The organism is Nocardioides seonyuensis (assembly GCF_004683965.1).
GTDB classification, from domain to species: Bacteria; Actinomycetota; Actinomycetes; order Propionibacteriales; family Nocardioidaceae; genus Nocardioides; species Nocardioides seonyuensis.
In genome coordinates this window covers 2,994,797-3,010,652 of the sequence record NZ_CP038436.1, presented here as the reverse complement: position 1 = coordinate 3,010,652, position 15,856 = coordinate 2,994,797, and the positions used below count along the sequence as shown (strand labels likewise).

Sequence of the window (15,856 nt, the reverse complement as noted above, 5' to 3'; positions counted from 1 at the left end):
CACAACCCTAGTCGTCGCCGACGACACCCACCTCGCCCTCACGCTCCACGACGAGCACTGTCCCGTCGAGATCGGTGCGCCACACGTGGGCGCCGGTCCCGGTGAGCGCGGAGAGCACGTCCGCCGCGGGGTGGCCGTAGTCGTTGTCGGCGCCGACCGACACGAGGGCGGCGCGCGCACCGAGCGAGGTGAGCCAGGGCAGGTCCTGGTGACGGCTGCCGTGGTGCGGCACCTTGACGACATCGACACGGAGGCCGGCCAAGGTGCTCTCCAGCCGGCCCTGGGTCGGGGGCTCGATGTCGCCGGTGAGGAGGACGCGCACCCCACTCACCTCCGCGAGCAGCACGACGCTCGCGTCGTTGGCGGCGCTCCCCTCGCCCGAGTGGTCGGGACTGCCCTCGGGAGGAGGCCAGACGCGCTCGATGCTGACCTCACCGACGCGCTGGCTGGCCCCGAAGGGCAGCAGGCCCGGCGGCCCACCGACGTGGCGGCGCACGAACGCGGCGCCCGCAGCCGGCTCGGCCAGCGTCGTCGACACCACCTCCCCTACGAGGCGGCCTGCGAGAACTCCTGGCAGGCCGTCGACGTGGTCGGCGTGGAAGTGGGTCAGGACCACGAGCGGGACCGACGTGACGTCGAGACGGTCGAGGCACTCGTCCATCAGCGCCGGCTCGGGACCGGCGTCGACGACCACACCGCTGCTCGGTCCTGAGCGGATGACGAGGCCGTCGCCCTGACCCACGTCGCACATCGCCAGGACCCACCCCTCGGCGGGCCACCCGGGCGTCGGGGGACGCACCAGCACGGCCACGACGAGCAGGCCGGTGCACCCGAGCGCGGAGACCGGATGGCGCATCAGGCGAGGAGCCGCGGCCACGAAGGCCACGCACAGGACCGTCAGCAGGGCCAGGGCCACCGGGCCGTGCCCCCACGGCAGGGCAGGGGTCGGCAGGTCGGCGCCGCGCCTGGCCACAGCGATGATCCAGCCGACCGACCACGCCGCAGGCGCCGCGACGACCTCTCCCAGGGGTGCCCAGACGAGGCCCAGCAGCCCGCCCGCGAGCCCGAGCACCGTGGCGGGCGCCACCGCAGGTGTCGCGAGCAGGTTGGCCACCACGGCGACCAGGCTGACCTCGCCGGAGATGGCCGCGACGACCGGCGTGCAGGCCACCTGCGCCGCCAGCGGGACCGCGACGGCCTCGGCCGCCCACCTGGGCAACCAGGCCGTCAAGGCATCACGCCACGGGGGCGCGAGCAGCAGGATCCCGGCGGTGGCGAGCACCGACAGCGCGAAGCCAGCCGTCACGGCCAGCGCCGGCTGGAGCAGCAGCAGGAACAGCACGGCGACACCGAGGCAGCGGGTGCCACGGGAGCGACCGTTGCGGCCCATCCCGATGAGCGCCACGGTGCCCATCGCCGCCGCCCGCACGACGCTGGGCTCGGTGCGGGCGACGACCACGAAGCCGACGATCCCCAGGGCTGCGAGGGCCCAGATCGCCCGCCCCCGCATCCCGGCCCACCGTCCGATGATCACGAGGAACCCCACGACGAGCGTGAGGTTGGTGCCGCTGACCGCGAGCAGGTGGGTGAGTCCCGTCGTACGGAAGTCCTCGGCGAGTCCTGGGTCGAGGCCCTGGTCGTCACCGTCCACGAGCGCCGGCACGAGCTCGCGCTCGTCCGCCCCGCGGTCGGAGACCGCGGCACGCACCGAGGCCCGCACCGCGGCCGCTGCCTCCCACCACGGACCCGGCCCGGCGATGACCGTCGGGGACCCGATCGGCATGACCAGCGCTGCCTCGTCGCCATCGGCCGGAACAAGGCGGGCGGTGCTGCGAACCCTGGCGCCCAACGCCGGCGCCGGCCAGGTCTCGGGAGCCAGGACCACCACGGGAGCGGAGGTCTTCCAGCCCGATCCACGGCCGCTGACCTCCTCGACCCTGGCCCTCAGCACCTGGAGGTCGCCGAACCTCCCGGCCACAGGCCTGGCGTCGGAGGTCACCGTGAGGTCGAGGTCGACCACGGCCCTCTCCTCGGCGAGATCGGTCACCGGGGAGGTTGCGACCGCCTGCTGGTGCAGGGCCGCGATTCCCGCGACGGCCACCCCGGCGGCGAGGGGGGCCAGCCAGGCGACGTCGAGGACGCGTCGTACGACGAGCGCGACGGCGCAGGCCGAGACCGAAAGGACACCTCCGAGGACCGCCCAGCCCGGCGCGACCAGCACGAGCAGGGCGCCGAGCCACGCTCCCAGCGACACGAGGAGCGCCCGAAGGTCTGCCACGCGGACTCAGATCGTGACGAGCGGTGCCAGGTCGGCCAGGGTGGCGTCGCCGATGCCGTCGACCTCGAGGAGCTCCTCGACCGAGGTGAAGCCGCCGTTCTCGGCGCGCCAGTCCAGGATCGCCGTCGCGGTGACCGGCCCGACACCCGGCAGCCCCTCGAGGGTGGCCTGGTCGGCGGCGTTGAGGTTGACCAGGGGCCCGCTGGCCGCGGCCGCCCCCGGGACCCCGACGCTCCCGGCGACGCCGGACGGGGCAGCCACGCCCACCAGGATCTGCTCTCCGTCGACGAGCACCCGCGCGAGGTTGAGCGAGGTCAGGTCGACGCCGCGTCTGGCCCCTCCCGCCTCCTCCAGGGCGTCGACCACCCGAGACCCCGGTGGCAGCACCGCGATGCCCGGGCGGCGCACCCGTCCCGCCACGTCGACCGTCACACCGGCCTTGACCGCCTGCCCCGTGGTCGCGGGGGCGTCCGGCACGGCCACACCCCCGGAGACCTGCGGAGCCGGGGCGGCCGTGGCGACGGCCGGGAGGGCCACCGGCTCAGCCGCACCCCGAAGCACCCACCAGGAGGCGAGGCCGACGGCCAGTGCGGCGACCACGGCCACGACCGCGACGTGGGTGGCCCCGACCCCACGGATGCCCGGCAGCACGAACCGCTGCTCGGTGGCGGCCACGGGCCCCGACCCCCGACGGGAGGCGTGCCGGCCGGGCGCTGGGATCACCACAGGATCGGGCGGGACGCGGGGCGCCGGAGGCTCCGCAGGTGATTCCGGCCTGATGCGGGTGTGGGTGGGCTGCTGCCCGCGCACCGCTGCGAGCTCGGCACTCAGCGTGGCGAGCCGGCGTGACACGGCCTCCGCGTGCTCGGGACTGGGCTGTGACCGGCGCATGCCACCACGCTAGGAACCGCAGATCCGCCGCGACAGGGGCTCCGACCCATCTGTGGAGAACTCAGGGGCGGGGTGCCACGCACACCGCGACCATGCCCGGGCCCACGTGGGCGCCCAGGACGGCGCCGAGCTCGCCGCACATCACCTCGCGCTCCCCCAGCTGGTCGGCGAGGCGCTCGCCGAGCCGGTCCGCGAGCTCTGCGGCGCGCGCGTCGTTGGCGAGGTGGGAGACGCACACGTCGACCTCCTGGTCGGCCGCCGCCTCGACCGCCAGGTCCTCGAGACGGGCCAGCGCGCGGGTCGCCGTACGCACTCGCTCGCGAGGGCTCACCCGGCCGTCCACGATCTCGAGGAGGGGCTTCACCGACAGGGCGCTGCCGAGGATGGCCGCGGCAGCGCCGATACGTCCTCCGCGACGGAGGTACTCCAGGGTGTCGACGTAGAAGAGCGAGGTGGCCGCGTGCCCGCGGGACGCTGCAGCCTCCGCGGCCTCCTGCGCAGAGCCGCCCGAGTCCAGCACGTCGCGCGCCGTGAGCGCTGCGTAGCCGGTGGCGATGCCCACCTGCGTGGAGTCGACCACGTGCACGGGCAGGTCTGCCTCCTGGGCTGCGAGCTGCGCCGACTCGAGCGTGCCGCTCATCTCGCCCGAGAGGTGGACCGAGACGACCTCGTCGGCTCCCTCGCTGTGGAGTCGGCGGTAGAGCTCGGCGAACACCGCCGGAGCGGGGCGCGAGGTGCTCACCGGCACGAAGTCGCGCAGCGCCTGGGCGACCATGTCGGGGGTGGCGCCGTCGCTCCCCTCGTCGAGCACCCGCGCGCCGATGACCACCTGCAGGGGCACCACGATGATCTCCCGCGAGGCCGCCACGTCGGGCGGCAGGCTGGAGGTCGAGTCGGTGACGATGACGGTGCCGGGCACAGGGTGAGGCTAGTGGGTCATCGGCTGTTGCCGCCCGCACCGACTGCGGGTTTGATGAGTGTGTGCACGATGCTTCCGGGAGCTTCGCCCACGAGCTGCGCCTTGCGATCGACCGGCGTGGCCTGGCGCTGGACCGTATCCGTGAGCGCCTCGAGCAGCGCGGCGTCACGGTCAGCGTGGCGACCCTCAGCTACTGGCAGTCGGGCCGGAGCCTCCCCGGGCGGAAGGCCTCGATCGCGGCCCTCCCCCACCTCGAGGCCGTGCTCGCGCTCGACCCCGGCCACCTCCGCCGCGCCCTGCCACTCACCCGGGACCGGCCGCGGCGCAGCACGGTGCCGGGGCTGGAGGTGCTGTGGCCCGAGACCCCTCAGGCCGACCTCCTGGGGCGGCTCGACACCCGCTGGGACGCCGACCTCGAGCGCGTGGTGCTGCACGACATCCTCCGCATCGGCGCTGACCGACGACAGGTCAGCCTGACCGTGCGACAGGTGCTCAGGGCGCGGGCCGACGGACCCGATCGGCGGGTGGTCATGCACTGCCACGACGACCGCACCGCCCCTCCCGTCGAGATCCGGGCGCTGCAGGGGTGCGAGGTCGGCCGGGTGGTGCGCAGCGAGGACCACGGGGCCACCGCCGCCGAGCTGCTCTTCCATGCCCCGCTCAAGCGCGGGGACACCGTGATCGTCGAGTACGTCGCCGTGTCACCCAGCCCGGGACCGCTCGAGACGACCTACAGCCGTCGTCTGCGCATGCCCATGCGCGAGTACCTCCTCCAGGTCGAGTTCGACGCCGCGGCGCTGCCCGTCGAGACTGTCGCCTTCACCGACGACCGCGACAGCGCGATCGCCCTCGACCCGGCGCACCGCGCCCACCTCGCCCACACCGACGTCACGCCCGGGGTGGCGGGCATGCGGTGGGCCTGGACGGAGCTCGGGGACGGCCGTCAGTCGGCCTGAGTTAACTGTTAAGGCAGCCCAACCCCTTGCCGAGACCGGTGCCGGGTGCGCATGGTCAGCGCGTCCATCTGTCTCGGGAAGGATCCAAGATGAACCACGCCCACACCAGGTGGGGAGTCGGCACCGCCGCTCTCCTCGCCGGCAGCGCACTGGCGCTGACCCCGCTCGCCTCCTCGGCGGCCGACCAACCACAGCCACAGGACGCCACGACGGCGACCCAGGCCGCAGACGGCAAGGCGCCCCTCCTCGGCACCTCCGCCGACGACCGCTACATCGTCGTCTTCGACAAGGACGCGAGCACGAAGGGGATGCGCACGGCGAAGGCCGAGACGCGCTCCGCAGGAGCCCAGGTGACCCACACCTACTCCACGGTCCTGGACGGCTTCGCCGCGAAGCTCCCGGCCGAGGCGCTCAACGGGCTCCGGAACAACCCGCACGTCGCCTACATCGAGCCGGACATGCCCGTCCAGGCTGCCGAGACCCAGTCACCGGCCACCTGGGGCATCGACCGCATCGACCAGCGGTCCCTGCCGCTCTCGAACTCCTACACGTTCACCCAGTCCGGTGCCGGCGTGACGGCGTACATCATCGACACCGGCATCCGCACCGCCCACGCGGAGTTCAGCGGACGTGCGGTGTCCGGCTACACCGCCATCAACGACGGGCGGGGCAGCGACGACTGCAACGGCCACGGGACGCACGTCGCCGGGACCGTCGGCGGCGAGACGTACGGCGTCGCCCAGGACGTGCGACTGGTGGCCGTGCGCGTGCTGGACTGCAACGGCAGCGGCTCCAACTCCGGAGTCATCGCCGGCGTCGACTGGGTGACCCAGAACCACGCCGCCGGCTCCCCCGCCGTCGCCAACATGAGCCTGGGTGGGGGCATCTCCACGGCCCTCGACTCCGCGGTCAACAACTCCATCGCGGACGGCGTGACCTACGCACTGGCGGCCGGCAACGACTCCGGTGCCAACGCCTGCAACGGCTCGCCCAGCCGGGTGGCCGCCGGTCTGACCGTCGGCTCGACGACCAGCACCGATGCCCGGTCGAGCTTCAGCAACATCGGCTCCTGCCTCGACCTGTTCGCCCCCGGGTCGAGCATCACCTCCGCGTGGCACACCAGCAACAGCGCGACCAACACGATCAGCGGCACGTCGATGGCGACTCCTCACGTCGCCGGCGCGGCAGCGCTCTACCTGCAGACCAACCCGGGAGCATCGGCCGCCACGGTCGCCAGCGCCCTGATCGGGAACGCCACCACCGGCAAGGTCACGAACGCGGGCACCGGCTCACCGAACCGACTGCTCTACACCGGCACCGGCGGCACCGACCCGGGCCCCGGCCCGGACCCGGAGCCCACGACCTGCGACTCGATGCCCGAGCGTGAGTCCGGCTCGCTGTCGAGCGGTGGGGTCGCCTACCACCCGGGAGCCAACGACTACTACTACTCCGGCTCCGGCACGCACGTCGGCTGCCTGGCCGGCCCGTCGAGCGCGGACTTCGACCTCTACCTGGAGAAGTGGAACGGCTCGCGCTGGGTCGTCGTCGCCCAGAGCATCAGCTCCACCTCGAACGAGCGGATCTCCTACACGGGCACGTCGGGCTACTACTCGTGGCGCGCGCAGTCCTACTCGGGCTCGGGCAGCTACACCTTCGGGCTCGACCGCCCCTGACGGCGACGTGAGCCCTCACCCTGCAGGACTTGGGTGATATCCGGGGACCTTCACGCTCTGTGCCCAACACATCGGGTGCAAGGCGGGAAGGTCCCCGGATGACGTCGAGCTCAGAGAACGATGTTGACGAGCTTCGGGGCCCGCACGATCACCTTGCGCACCACGGCGCCGTCGATCGCACGCTGCACGGACTCGTCGGCCAGCGCAGCTGCCTCGAGGTCGGCCTCGCTGATGTCGGGAGCGACGTCCAGTCGTGCCTTGACCTTGCCGCGCACCTGGACGACGGCCACGACCGACTCCTCCACCAGCAGGGCCTCGTCGACAGGCGGCCACCCCGCACGTGCGACGGTGGGCTCGTGGCCCAGCCGCTCCCACATCTCCTCGGCGGTGTAGGGCGCCACCAGCGACAGCATGATCGCGACGGCCTCGGTGGCCTCGCGGACGGCCGGGTCAGCCGGACCGCAGCCGCTGTCGATGGCCTTGCGGGTGGCGTTGACCAGCTCCATCACCTTGGCGACCATGACGTTGAAGCGGTAGGCCTCCACCAGCTGCGCCGCCTCGTGAACTGCACGCGCGGTCGCGCGCCGCAGGGCGAGGTCACCGGCGGTCGGTTCGACGCCGGGCTCGGAGGTGACGTCGCCGCTCAGCCGCCAGGCGCGCTGCAGGAAGCGCAGCGACCCCTCCGGGGACATGTTGGCCCAGTCGATGTCGTCCTCCGGAGGACCGGCGAACACCAGCGTGAGGCGTACGGCGTCGACACCGAAGGTCGACAGCTGCTCGCCCAGGTTGACGCCGTTGCCCAGGGACTTCGACATCTTCTTGCCCTGGTTGATCACGAAGCCCTGGTTGAGCTGGGTGGACCAGGGCTCGCGGAAGTCGACCAGGCCCATGTCATTGAGCACCTTGGTGAAGAACCGGCCGTAGAGGAGGTGCAGCACGGCGTGCTCGACCCCGCCGACGTAGAGGTTGCACGGCATCCACGCGTTGACCTTCTCGCTGTCGAAGACGCGGTCGGTCTCGTGCGGTGAGCAGTAGCGGAACATGTACCAGGACGAGTCCACGAAGGTGTCCATGGTGTCGGTGTCGCGCGTCGCGGGGCCACCGCACCGCGGGCACGCGACGTTGACCCACTCGTCGGCGCCGCCGAGCGGAGAGGTGCCCTTGGGCTTGAGGTCGGAGCCCTTGAGCATCGGCAGCGTCACCGGCAGCTGGTCCTCCGGCATCGGGACCTCGCCGTCCACCGGGCAGTGGACGATCGGGATCGGGGGGCCCCAGTAGCGCTGACGGCTCACCAGCCAGTCGCGCAGGCGGAAGTTCACCGCGCCCTTGCCCGTGCCCTGCTGCTCGAGGAAGTCGATGGTCGCTCGCTTGGCCTCCTCGACACCCAGCCCGTTGATGTCGAGAGGCGCGTCCGAACCCGGGGCCGGGGAGTTGATGGTCTCGCCCTCGCCGCTGTAGGCCTCGCCCTCGAAGTCCGCCGGCGGCCGGGTCGTGCGGATGATCGGCAGCCCCATCGCGGTGGCGAACTCCCAGTCGCGCTGGTCGCCGCCGGGCACGCCCATGACCGCGCCGGTGCCGTAGTCGGCCAGGACGTAGTCGGTGGCCCACACCGGCATCTGCTCGCCGGTCACCGGGTTGGTCGCGGTGACGCCGAGGTCGACCCCGGTCTTGGGCCGGTCGGTGGACAGCCGGTCGATGTCACTGGCCTTGCGGATCTCTTCGCGGTAGGTCGCGAAGGCCTCCCGCTGCTCCTCGGTCACCAGCTCCTCGGCGAGGGGAGAGTCGACGGCGACGACCATGAAGGTCGTGCCGAAGATGGTGTCGGGACGCGTCGTGTAGACGGTGATCGGCTCAGCCCGGCCCTCGACCACGAAGTCGACGTGGGCGCCCTCGGAGCGCCCGATCCAGTTGCGCTGGGCGGTGACGACACGGTCCGGCCAGGTGGCCTCGAGGTCGTCCAGCCCGTCGAGCAGCTCCTGGGCGTAGTCGGTGATCTTGAAGTACCACTGGGTCAGCTCCTTCTTGGTTACCTCCGCCCCGCACCGCTCGCACATGCCCGCGACGACCTGCTCGTTGGCCAGCACGGTCTGGTCCTGGGGACACCAGTTGACCGGGCTGTTCTTGCGGTAGGCCAGGCCACGCTCGTAGAGCTTCAGGAACAGCCACTGCGTCCAGCGGTAGTAGTCCTGGTCGGAGGTGTTGAAGGTGCGCGTCCAGTCGAAGGACGCGGCGTACCTCTTGCAGGACTCGATCGACTTGGCGATGTTGGCGCGGGTGTAGTCGTCGGGGTGGGCGTCGTTGCGGATAGCGGCGTTCTCGGCCGGCAGCCCGAAGGAGTCGAACCCCATCGGGTTGAGCACCTCGTAGCCTTGCTGCCACCAGTAGCGGGCCACCACGTCGTGCAGCGCGAAGACCTCGGCGTGACCCATGTGCAGGTCGCCGCTGGGGTAGGGGAACATCGTGAGCGCGTAGCGCTTCTCGCGCTCGCTCGCGTCGTCAGCGCGGAAGGGCTGCAGCTCCTCCCACACCGGCTGCCACTTCTGCTCGGTGGCCGCGATGTCGTACGACGACTCCTGCTCGGTGCTCATCTGGCTCCTCCTCGGTCCTGCTCCCGCCCTGGCACATGAAAAAACCCCTCGTCATGGAGGGGTGGCCGCGTGACTCTCCAGCGATGGAGTGTGAGTCAGCGCGGCTGGCCAAGAAGCAGGGACTGTGACTGCATGTGCACATCCTAGCGCCGAAGGAGTTGAGCGGCGGCCCGGTCCCCCGACACAGGCCGCCGCTCGGCACCGACTGACTGCTCAGCGCACGAAGCGCGGTGTCAGCGGCGGGTTCCACCACTCGCCGTTGGAGGCCTTGATCGCACCGACGATGTGCAGGGCACCGGCGACGAAGGGCGCGGCGATGAGGGTCAGCAGCCCCAGGCCCAGCAGCAGGATCAGCGGGATCGAGACGACGATCCAGATGAACATCGTGATCTGGACGTTCAGCGAGTTGGCTGCGTGGGCGCGGACGAAGGGTCCGCGGTCCTTGTACATCAGGTAGACGGCGAGGGAGCCCACGAAGCCGAGGAAGCCGGCCGAGAAGACCATCGCGGCCAGGGCGCCGGCGTGCGCGATCATCCCCCAGGTGCGCTCCTGCTCCGGGGAGATGGACGGCACCTGGTGTGGCGAGTACGGATTGGGCTGGCTCATGGAGACCTCCTTGGTCGATGTACCCAACTCAACCACGCTCCCCGGGCGTTTCCATCCCGGACCGGGGTGACATCAGGGTCGCCTCAGGGGTCGTTCCGGGTGCCTCGTTAGGGTCAGGCGCATGACTGTCCTCGACATGTTCCGACTCGACGGGAAGGTCGCCATCGTCACCGGCGCCTCGAGCGGCCTGGGCGTGGCCTTCGCGCACGCCCTGGCCGAGGCGGGTGCCGACGTCGTCCTCGGCGCCCGACGCGTGGAGAAGCTCGAGAGCGTGGCCGAGTCGGTGCGAGGCACCGGCCGTCGCGTCGTCACCGTCGCCACCGACGTGGCCGACCCGGACCAGTGCCAGCACCTGGTCGACCGCGCCATGGAGGAGCTGGGTCGCGTCGACGTGCTGGTCAACAACGCCGGCATCGGCACGGCCGTGCCTGCCACGCGCGAGACGCCGGAGCAGTTCCGCTCGGTCATCGACGTCAACCTCAACGGGTGCTACTGGATGGCGCAGGCGTGCGGACGCGTCATGCAGCCCGGCTCGAGCATCATCAACATCTCCTCGATCCTCGGGATCACCACCGGCGGACTCCCCCAGGCCGCCTACTCCGCCTCCAAGGCCGGCCTCGGCGGGCTGACCCGTGACCTGGCCCAGCAGTGGATGGGCCGCAAGGGCATCCGGGTCAACGCGATCGCCCCGGGGTTCTTCGAATCCGAGATGACCGAGACCTACCCCGACGGCTACCTCGACCTGGTCATGGTGCGTGTGCCCGCCGGCCGGCAGGGTGACCCGCGCGAGCTGGCCGCCACGGCCGTGTGGCTGGCCTCCGACGCGGCCGGCTACGTCAACGGGCAGATGATCCCCGTCGACGGCGGGCTCACGATCGCCTGACCCATGTCGCACGGGGACTACAAGGACTTCTTCAGGGCCGCCTGCGAGGGCGACCTCGAGCTCGTACGACACCACCTCGCGCAGGGGGTCGACGTCGACTTCATCCACCCCGAGCTGCAGTCGACGGCGCTGGTGGCCGTCCTCGAGCTGGGCCGCGCCGACGTCGCCGCGGTGCTCCTCGCACACGGGGCCGACCCCGACCTGCTCTCGCCCCTGGAGGGGCTCACCCCGCGACAGCTGGGGGCAGAAACGCCGAGAGGCCGGATCTCCTGATCCGGCCTCTCGTTCGGTGGAGGTGAGGGGACTCGAACCCCTGACCCTCTGCATGCCATGCAGATGCGCTACCAGCTGCGCCACACCCCCGAAGGGTGCCGCCCGACCAACCCTGCGTCGAGCAACTCGCGGAATCTTAGCCAACCGTCGCGGCGGATGCGAAATCGGGTGCGGTCGTGATGGTGCGGTTCCAGGCGACCAGTCGGGCGGCACCGTCAGGACCCCCGTCGTCGAGGACGGTCCAGCCACAGTTGTCCATGCCGGCGAACGTCGCGACGGCGTCGCTCGGCCACCCCAGCAGGGCCGCCACCGCGACCTTGAGCGCCGCGCCGTGGCCGACCACGACCCCGCACTCGCCCGGCTCGAGCGTGGCCTGGGCCTCGCGCAGAGCCGCGGTGAACCGCGCCGACACCTGCTCGGTCGACTCGGCGCCGGGGACGGCGTCGTACCGCCCCTGGAGGAAGGCGAGGTAGCCCTCGGGGAAGGCCTGCGCGAACTCCGGCATCGTCAGGCCGGTGCGCTCGCCGAGGTCGAACTCGCGCAGGCGCGGGTCAGTGCGGAGGCTGACACCGGAGGCCTCGGCGACGCGGGACGCGGTGGCGCGCGCCCGGCTCAGGTCAGAGGACCACACCAGCCTCGGGTGCAGCCGGGCCAGCACCGACGCCACCGCGGCGGCCTGGGCGACACCGGTCTCGTCGAGGTGGACGTCGTGGTGGCCCTGGCCGCGTCGCTCGGCGTTCCAGGCGGTCTGGCCGTGTCGGAGCAGGACGAGGGTGCGGTGGCTCACGTCAGGGTGAGCGGGATGACCGGGCAGTCGCTCCAGAGGCGCTCGAGGGCGTAGAACGTGCGCTCGTCCTCGTGCTGGACGTGGACGACGAGGTCTCCGTAGTCGAGCAGGACCCACCGGCCGCCGCGCTGGCCCTCGCGCCGGATGGGCTTGGCGCCGGCGTCGCGGAGCTTGGCCTCGACCTCGTCGACGATGGCGCTGACGAGGCGCTCGTTGCCGGCGCTGGCGATGACGAAGGCGTCGGTGATGGCCAGCTGCTCGCTGACGTCGTAGGCCAGCACCTGGTCGGCCTGCTTGTCGTGGGCTGCCTGGGCGGCGACGGCGACGAGCTCGAGAGCGTGGTCGGTGGCGGTCATGAGGTTTCCTTGGGGTAGAGGCCGTGCTTGCCGATGTACTGGACGACGCCGTCGGGCACGAGGTACCAGACCGGTTCGCCGCGACGCTGGCGTGCGCGGCAGTCGGTGGAGGAGATGGCCAGCGCCGGGATCTCCACCATGGTCACGCGGTCGGAGGGGATGGCCCCCAGGGTCTTCTCGTCCATCTCGTAGCCGGGCCGGGTGCAGCCCACGAAGTTGGCGAGCTCGAAGAGCTCCTCGACGTCGCGCCACGTGAAGATGTCGGCCAGCGCGTCGGCGCCGGTGATGAAGTAGAGCTCCTCGTCGGGCCGCTCGGCCTTGAGGTCGCGCAGGGTGTCGATCGTGTAGGTGGGGCCGTCGCGGTCGATGTCGACGCGCGAGACGGTGAAGCGCGGGTTGGCCGCGGTGGCCACGACCGTCATCAGGTAGCGGTGCTCGGGGGGCGAGACCTCGCGGTCGGCCTTCTGCCAGGGTGCGCCGGTCGGCACGAAGACGACCTCGTCGAGGTCGAACCACGCCTGGACCTCCGACGCGGCCACGAGGTGGCCGTGGTGGATCGGGTCGAAGGTGCCACCCATCACTCCCACGCGCCGCACGCGGTCCGACACGGTGTCGACCTCAGCTGTGCTCGCGACCGCCTCCGAAGGCGACCACCGCCGCCAGGAGGAGCAGGAGCAGCAGCAGGACGCCGCCGCCGATGACGTAGGGAGAGACCGCGGGCTCGGACTCGGTGGCCGCGACGACAGTCAGTGCGCTCAGCATGCGTCGATCCTATCGTCAGCCGCGGACGTGGCCGTCGCCCACCACGACGAACTTGCTGGAGGTCATCTCAGGAAGCCCCATCGGACCCCGGGCGTGGAGCTTCTGGGTGGAGATGCCGATCTCCGCGCCGAAGCCGAACTCGCCGCCGTCGGTGAACCGCGTCGAGGCGTTGACCAGCACGGCCGCGGAGTCCACCGAGGCGACGAAGCGGCGGATCACGCCCTGGTCGCGGGCCAGGACCGCGTCGGTGTGACCGCTGGAGAAGCGCCGGATGTGCTCGATGGCCGCCTCCACGTCGTCGACGACGGCGGCCGAGATGTCGAGGGAGAGGAACTCGGCGGCGTGGTCGTCGTCGGTGGCGGGGACGACGTCGTCGTACTCCGCGAACCGCTCGTCGCCGTGCACGGTCACCCCCGCACCCTGCAGGGCCTCGACGACGCGCGGGAGGAACTCGTCGGCGACGTCGGCGTGGACCAGCAGCGACTCGGCGGAGTTGCAGACCGAGGTGCGGTGGGTCTTGGAGTTCATCACGATCTCGAGCGCCTGGTCGAGGTCGGCCGAGGAGTCGACGTAGACGTGGCAGTTGCCGACCCCGGTCTCGATCACCGGGACGGTCGACTCCTCCACGACGCTGCGGATCAGGCCCGCTCCCCCGCGCGGGATGAGCACGTCGACGAGGCCACGCGCCCGCATCAGCGCCTTCACGCTCTCGTGGCTGTCGCCCGGCACCAGCTGGACGGAGTCCTCGGGCAGGCCCGTTGCTGCCAGGGCCGATCGCAGCACGTCGACGATCGCAGTGTTGCTGGACCGGGCGCTGGAGGAGCCGCGCAGCAGCACCGCGTTGCCCGACTTGAGACAGATGCCGGCCGCGTCGGCGGTGACGTTGGGACGCGCCTCGTAGATCATCCCGACCACCCCGAAGGGAACCCTGACCTGGCGCATCTCGAGCCCGTTGGCGAGCGTCGACCCGCGGAGCACCTCACCGACGGGGTCTGGCAGGGCTGCCACGTCACGCAGGCCCTGCGCCATGCCCTCGATGCGCTCGGAGGTCAGCCGCAACCGGTCGATGACGTTCGCGGGCGTGCCCGCGGCCTCCGCACGCTCGACGTCCTCGGCGTTGGCGGCGAGGACGGCGTCGCCGGCGTCCACGAGGGCCTGCGCCATCCGATCCAGGGCGGCATCCTTGGTGGCCCGGGTCGCGAGCGCCAGGACGTGGCTGGCGGTCCTGGCCCGGGATGCGACCTCGCGGACCTTGTCATCTGTGCTCATGGTTCGAGCGTAGGCGCGGTGCACGCCCGGTCCATCGGCGTCTCAACCCCTAGGGTGGTGTGATGAGACCACTCTCGGGGGTGACGGTCGCGCTGGTCACCACCGCGGCTGTCATGACGGGCATCACTGCCGACGCTGGCACCGAGCGCGCTGCGCCGGCAGCGGCAGAGCTGCCGCGCGATATCCCGGGCGGCGTCGAGGTGACGATGGTCGACGGGGACCGGCTGCGCGTGTGGGCAGCGGAGAACCACCGGGCGGTGTGGGCCAAGAGGTACGACACGGCGACCGGCGCGTGGAGTGCCCGCCGGGAGGTCCTGCGGAAGGAGGACCTCTCCTGCGGCGACGTCGACGCCCGGACGGCCAACGGCGCCGTGGCCTTGACGGCTGAGTGCGACCCGGGCGGCTGGTCCGAGGACCAGGCGCCCGTCGCCACCCACGCACTGTGGTCGGCAGACACGCTCACCTGGTCGTCGTACCAGCTCGAGGGCGAGGCGTACGACGAGCCCGGCATCTCCTCCGACGGACGTCGGGCGGTCTGGCCGCAGCACGGCGGCTACGTCACCCTCGGACCGGAGGGCTTCACCCGACACACGCTCGAGACGACGGGCCAGGAGTACACCACCACGGCGACGATCACCGACGGCGGGCAGGTCTCCTTCCTCTTCGGTGCCCACGTGTCCCGTCGCAGGTGCGCCATGGTCGTGCTGACCCGGACAGGAGACGCCCCTCCGACGCGCCAGGAGCTCGCACTCGACGACGCGTGCCAGGACCGCCACTTCGCCAACGTCGACTCCGACACGACCTGGTTCGGCGAGTACGGCGTGGCATCCCAACGCACCGTCATCTCGCGCCCCGACGCCTCCTCCCCATGGTCGGTCACCCAGGTCGCGCCGGCCGCCGCCCCCGGCCTCGAACGGGCGGAGGGACGCCTCGGCACCACCTTCCTGGACGCGACCGGCTTCCCGCTCCTCGCGCTCGGCTCACCCGGAGGACGCAAGGTCCGCGCCCAGGTCTACGACGCCTCGAGCCAGGCGTGGGGAGCCTCGCAGGTCGTGCACGACAACGGGGGGGCGCGGTGCCGCTGGGGCGACGACTCGTTCGCCGAGCCGCTCGCCGTCGTCGTGGTCACCGTGGAGTGCGGCGCTCGCAGCGTCGTCCTCACCTCTGCCGATGCCCTCCACTGGCAGTCGCTGCGGATGGGGCGACATGCCCTCGGGCTGTCCTTCGACGGGCGGTACGCCGTCGTCCCGGGGCGGAGCCGGACCACGGTCGTCTCGCGTGAGCTGGGCACGCTGACGCTTCCCCTCGGTGTCCGGGGACGGTGTGACGTGGTCGTCCCGGACGGGCCCGACGGCGCCGTGCTCCTCACCGCCGCCGGCCGCAACCGTGGCTGGCCCACGCTCCTCCAGCACTCCTCGCCCGGCGGCTGGACCAGGCTCTCCCGGACAAGCCTCCCCACGCCTCGACAGGGCTGTCGCAAGGCACGGTCCGAGCACTACGACCTGCCCTACCGCTTCACCGTCATCGGGCGCCGCGACAAGGTCTACCGGGTCCGGATCGCGCAGCGTGCCGGCGAGTGGACGGTGCAGCGCAGCCGCTGGTGAACGCAGGACGC

15 protein-coding genes and 1 tRNA gene are annotated in these 15,856 nt (G+C 71.8%); 5 read left to right on the top strand and 11 right to left on the bottom strand.

The window, feature by feature from the left end; genetic code table 11:
* Positions 1-7: 7 nt before the first annotated feature.
* The 3 genes from EXE58_RS14585 to EXE58_RS14575 all read right to left on the bottom strand — a co-directional run bounded on the left by EXE58_RS14585 (position 8) and on the right by EXE58_RS14575 (position 4,088).
* A complete protein-coding gene (locus tag EXE58_RS14585; RefSeq protein ID WP_135268555.1) occupies positions 8-2,278 on the bottom strand; it encodes a ComEC/Rec2 family competence protein in 2,271 nt (756 codons plus the stop codon).
* Between the two features lie 6 nt (positions 2,279-2,284).
* A complete protein-coding gene (locus tag EXE58_RS14580) occupies positions 2,285-3,169 on the bottom strand; it encodes a ComEA family DNA-binding protein (protein ID WP_135268554.1) in 885 nt (294 codons plus the stop codon).
* A 61-nt stretch (positions 3,170-3,230) separates the two neighbouring features.
* Complete coding sequence (locus EXE58_RS14575; protein ID WP_135268553.1) at positions 3,231-4,088, bottom strand: DegV family protein; 858 nt, start codon at positions 4,086-4,088, stop codon at positions 3,231-3,233.
* 62 nt (positions 4,089-4,150) lie between these two features.
* Here EXE58_RS14575 and EXE58_RS14570 point away from each other — a divergent pair, with 62 nt between their 5' ends.
* Together EXE58_RS14570 and EXE58_RS14565 are read left to right on the top strand one after the other, a co-directional pair.
* Positions 4,151-5,044, top strand: coding sequence for an XRE family transcriptional regulator (locus tag EXE58_RS14570; protein ID WP_135268552.1), 894 nt, complete (start codon positions 4,151-4,153; stop codon positions 5,042-5,044).
* A gap of 89 nt (positions 5,045-5,133) precedes the next feature.
* Entirely contained in the window at positions 5,134-6,717 is a 1,584-nt protein-coding gene (locus tag EXE58_RS14565) for a S8 family peptidase (RefSeq protein WP_135268551.1), read from the top strand.
* A gap of 110 nt (positions 6,718-6,827) precedes the next feature.
* Here the strand turns inward: EXE58_RS14565 and leuS are convergent, their stop codons facing one another.
* Positions 6,828-9,305 carry a leucine--tRNA ligase gene (leuS, locus tag EXE58_RS14560; protein ID WP_135268550.1) on the bottom strand — a complete coding sequence of 826 codons (2,478 nt, stop codon included), beginning with the start codon at positions 9,303-9,305 and terminating at the stop codon, positions 6,828-6,830.
* A gap of 213 nt (positions 9,306-9,518) precedes the next feature.
* Positions 9,519-9,911 carry a DUF4870 domain-containing protein gene (locus tag EXE58_RS14555; RefSeq protein WP_135268549.1) on the bottom strand — a complete coding sequence of 131 codons (393 nt, stop codon included), beginning with the start codon at positions 9,909-9,911 and terminating at the stop codon, positions 9,519-9,521.
* A gap of 121 nt (positions 9,912-10,032) precedes the next feature.
* On the opposite strand from EXE58_RS14555, the gene EXE58_RS14550 reads away from it, so the two are divergent.
* Positions 10,033-10,794: an SDR family NAD(P)-dependent oxidoreductase gene (locus EXE58_RS14550; RefSeq protein WP_135268548.1), complete on the top strand. Its 762-nt coding sequence runs from the start codon at positions 10,033-10,035 to the stop codon at positions 10,792-10,794.
* 3 nt (positions 10,795-10,797) lie between these two features.
* Positions 10,798-11,067 carry an ankyrin repeat domain-containing protein gene (locus EXE58_RS14545; protein ID WP_135268547.1) on the top strand — a complete coding sequence of 90 codons (270 nt, stop codon included), beginning with the start codon at positions 10,798-10,800 and terminating at the stop codon, positions 11,065-11,067.
* Positions 11,068-11,084: 17 nt separating this feature from the next.
* On the opposite strand, the gene EXE58_RS14540 is transcribed toward EXE58_RS14545, so the two are convergent.
* The 6 genes from EXE58_RS14540 to EXE58_RS14520 form a co-directional block, all read right to left on the bottom strand.
* Positions 11,085-11,157, bottom strand: a tRNA-Ala gene (locus EXE58_RS14540).
* Between the two features lie 46 nt (positions 11,158-11,203).
* Positions 11,204-11,854 (bottom strand): histidine phosphatase family protein, encoded by a 651-nt coding sequence (locus EXE58_RS14535; protein WP_167288912.1) that lies wholly within the window; start codon positions 11,852-11,854, stop codon positions 11,204-11,206.
* Positions 11,851-12,210 carry a ribosome silencing factor gene (rsfS, locus tag EXE58_RS14530; RefSeq protein ID WP_135268545.1) on the bottom strand — a complete coding sequence of 120 codons (360 nt, stop codon included), beginning with the start codon at positions 12,208-12,210 and terminating at the stop codon, positions 11,851-11,853. Before rsfS ends, EXE58_RS14535 begins: the two co-directional genes overlap by 4 nt.
* Entirely contained in the window at positions 12,207-12,818 is a 612-nt protein-coding gene (gene nadD, locus EXE58_RS14525) for a nicotinate-nucleotide adenylyltransferase (protein WP_167288910.1), read from the bottom strand. The genes rsfS and nadD overlap by 4 nt, the downstream gene beginning before the upstream one ends.
* Before the next feature lie 10 nt (positions 12,819-12,828).
* Positions 12,829-12,972, bottom strand: a complete 144-nt coding sequence (locus EXE58_RS19550; protein ID WP_167288908.1) for a hypothetical protein — start codon at positions 12,970-12,972, stop codon at positions 12,829-12,831.
* Between the two features lie 15 nt (positions 12,973-12,987).
* The gene (locus EXE58_RS14520) at positions 12,988-14,241 is read right to left on the bottom strand and encodes a glutamate-5-semialdehyde dehydrogenase (RefSeq protein ID WP_135268543.1); all 1,254 of its coding nucleotides are present in this window, start codon (positions 14,239-14,241) and stop codon (positions 12,988-12,990) included.
* A 62-nt stretch (positions 14,242-14,303) separates the two neighbouring features.
* On the opposite strand from EXE58_RS14520, the gene EXE58_RS14515 reads away from it, so the two are divergent.
* On the top strand, positions 14,304-15,845 hold the full coding sequence (locus EXE58_RS14515) for a hypothetical protein (protein WP_135268542.1): 1,542 nt from the start codon (positions 14,304-14,306) through the stop codon (positions 15,843-15,845).
* The last annotated feature ends 11 nt before the right edge of the window (positions 15,846-15,856 follow it).

Coding starts and splice junctions, on each gene's coding strand:
- EXE58_RS14580 (WP_135268554.1), bottom strand. CDS start 3,169: ATGCGCCGGTCACAGCCCAGTCCCGAGCACGCGGAGGCCGTGTCACGC.
- EXE58_RS14565 (WP_135268551.1), top strand. CDS start 5,134: ATGAACCACGCCCACACCAGGTGGGGAGTCGGCACCGCCGCTCTCCTC.
- leuS (WP_135268550.1), bottom strand. CDS start 9,305: ATGAGCACCGAGCAGGAGTCGTCGTACGACATCGCGGCCACCGAGCAG.
- EXE58_RS14555 (WP_135268549.1), bottom strand. CDS start 9,911: ATGAGCCAGCCCAATCCGTACTCGCCACACCAGGTGCCGTCCATCTCC.
- EXE58_RS14550 (WP_135268548.1), top strand. CDS start 10,033: ATGACTGTCCTCGACATGTTCCGACTCGACGGGAAGGTCGCCATCGTC.
- EXE58_RS14545 (WP_135268547.1), top strand. CDS start 10,798: ATGTCGCACGGGGACTACAAGGACTTCTTCAGGGCCGCCTGCGAGGGC.
- rsfS (WP_135268545.1), bottom strand. CDS start 12,210: ATGACCGCCACCGACCACGCTCTCGAGCTCGTCGCCGTCGCCGCCCAG.
- EXE58_RS19550 (WP_167288908.1), bottom strand. CDS start 12,972: ATGCTGAGCGCACTGACTGTCGTCGCGGCCACCGAGTCCGAGCCCGCG.
- EXE58_RS14520 (WP_135268543.1), bottom strand. CDS start 14,241: ATGAGCACAGATGACAAGGTCCGCGAGGTCGCATCCCGGGCCAGGACC.
- EXE58_RS14515 (WP_135268542.1), top strand. CDS start 14,304: ATGAGACCACTCTCGGGGGTGACGGTCGCGCTGGTCACCACCGCGGCT.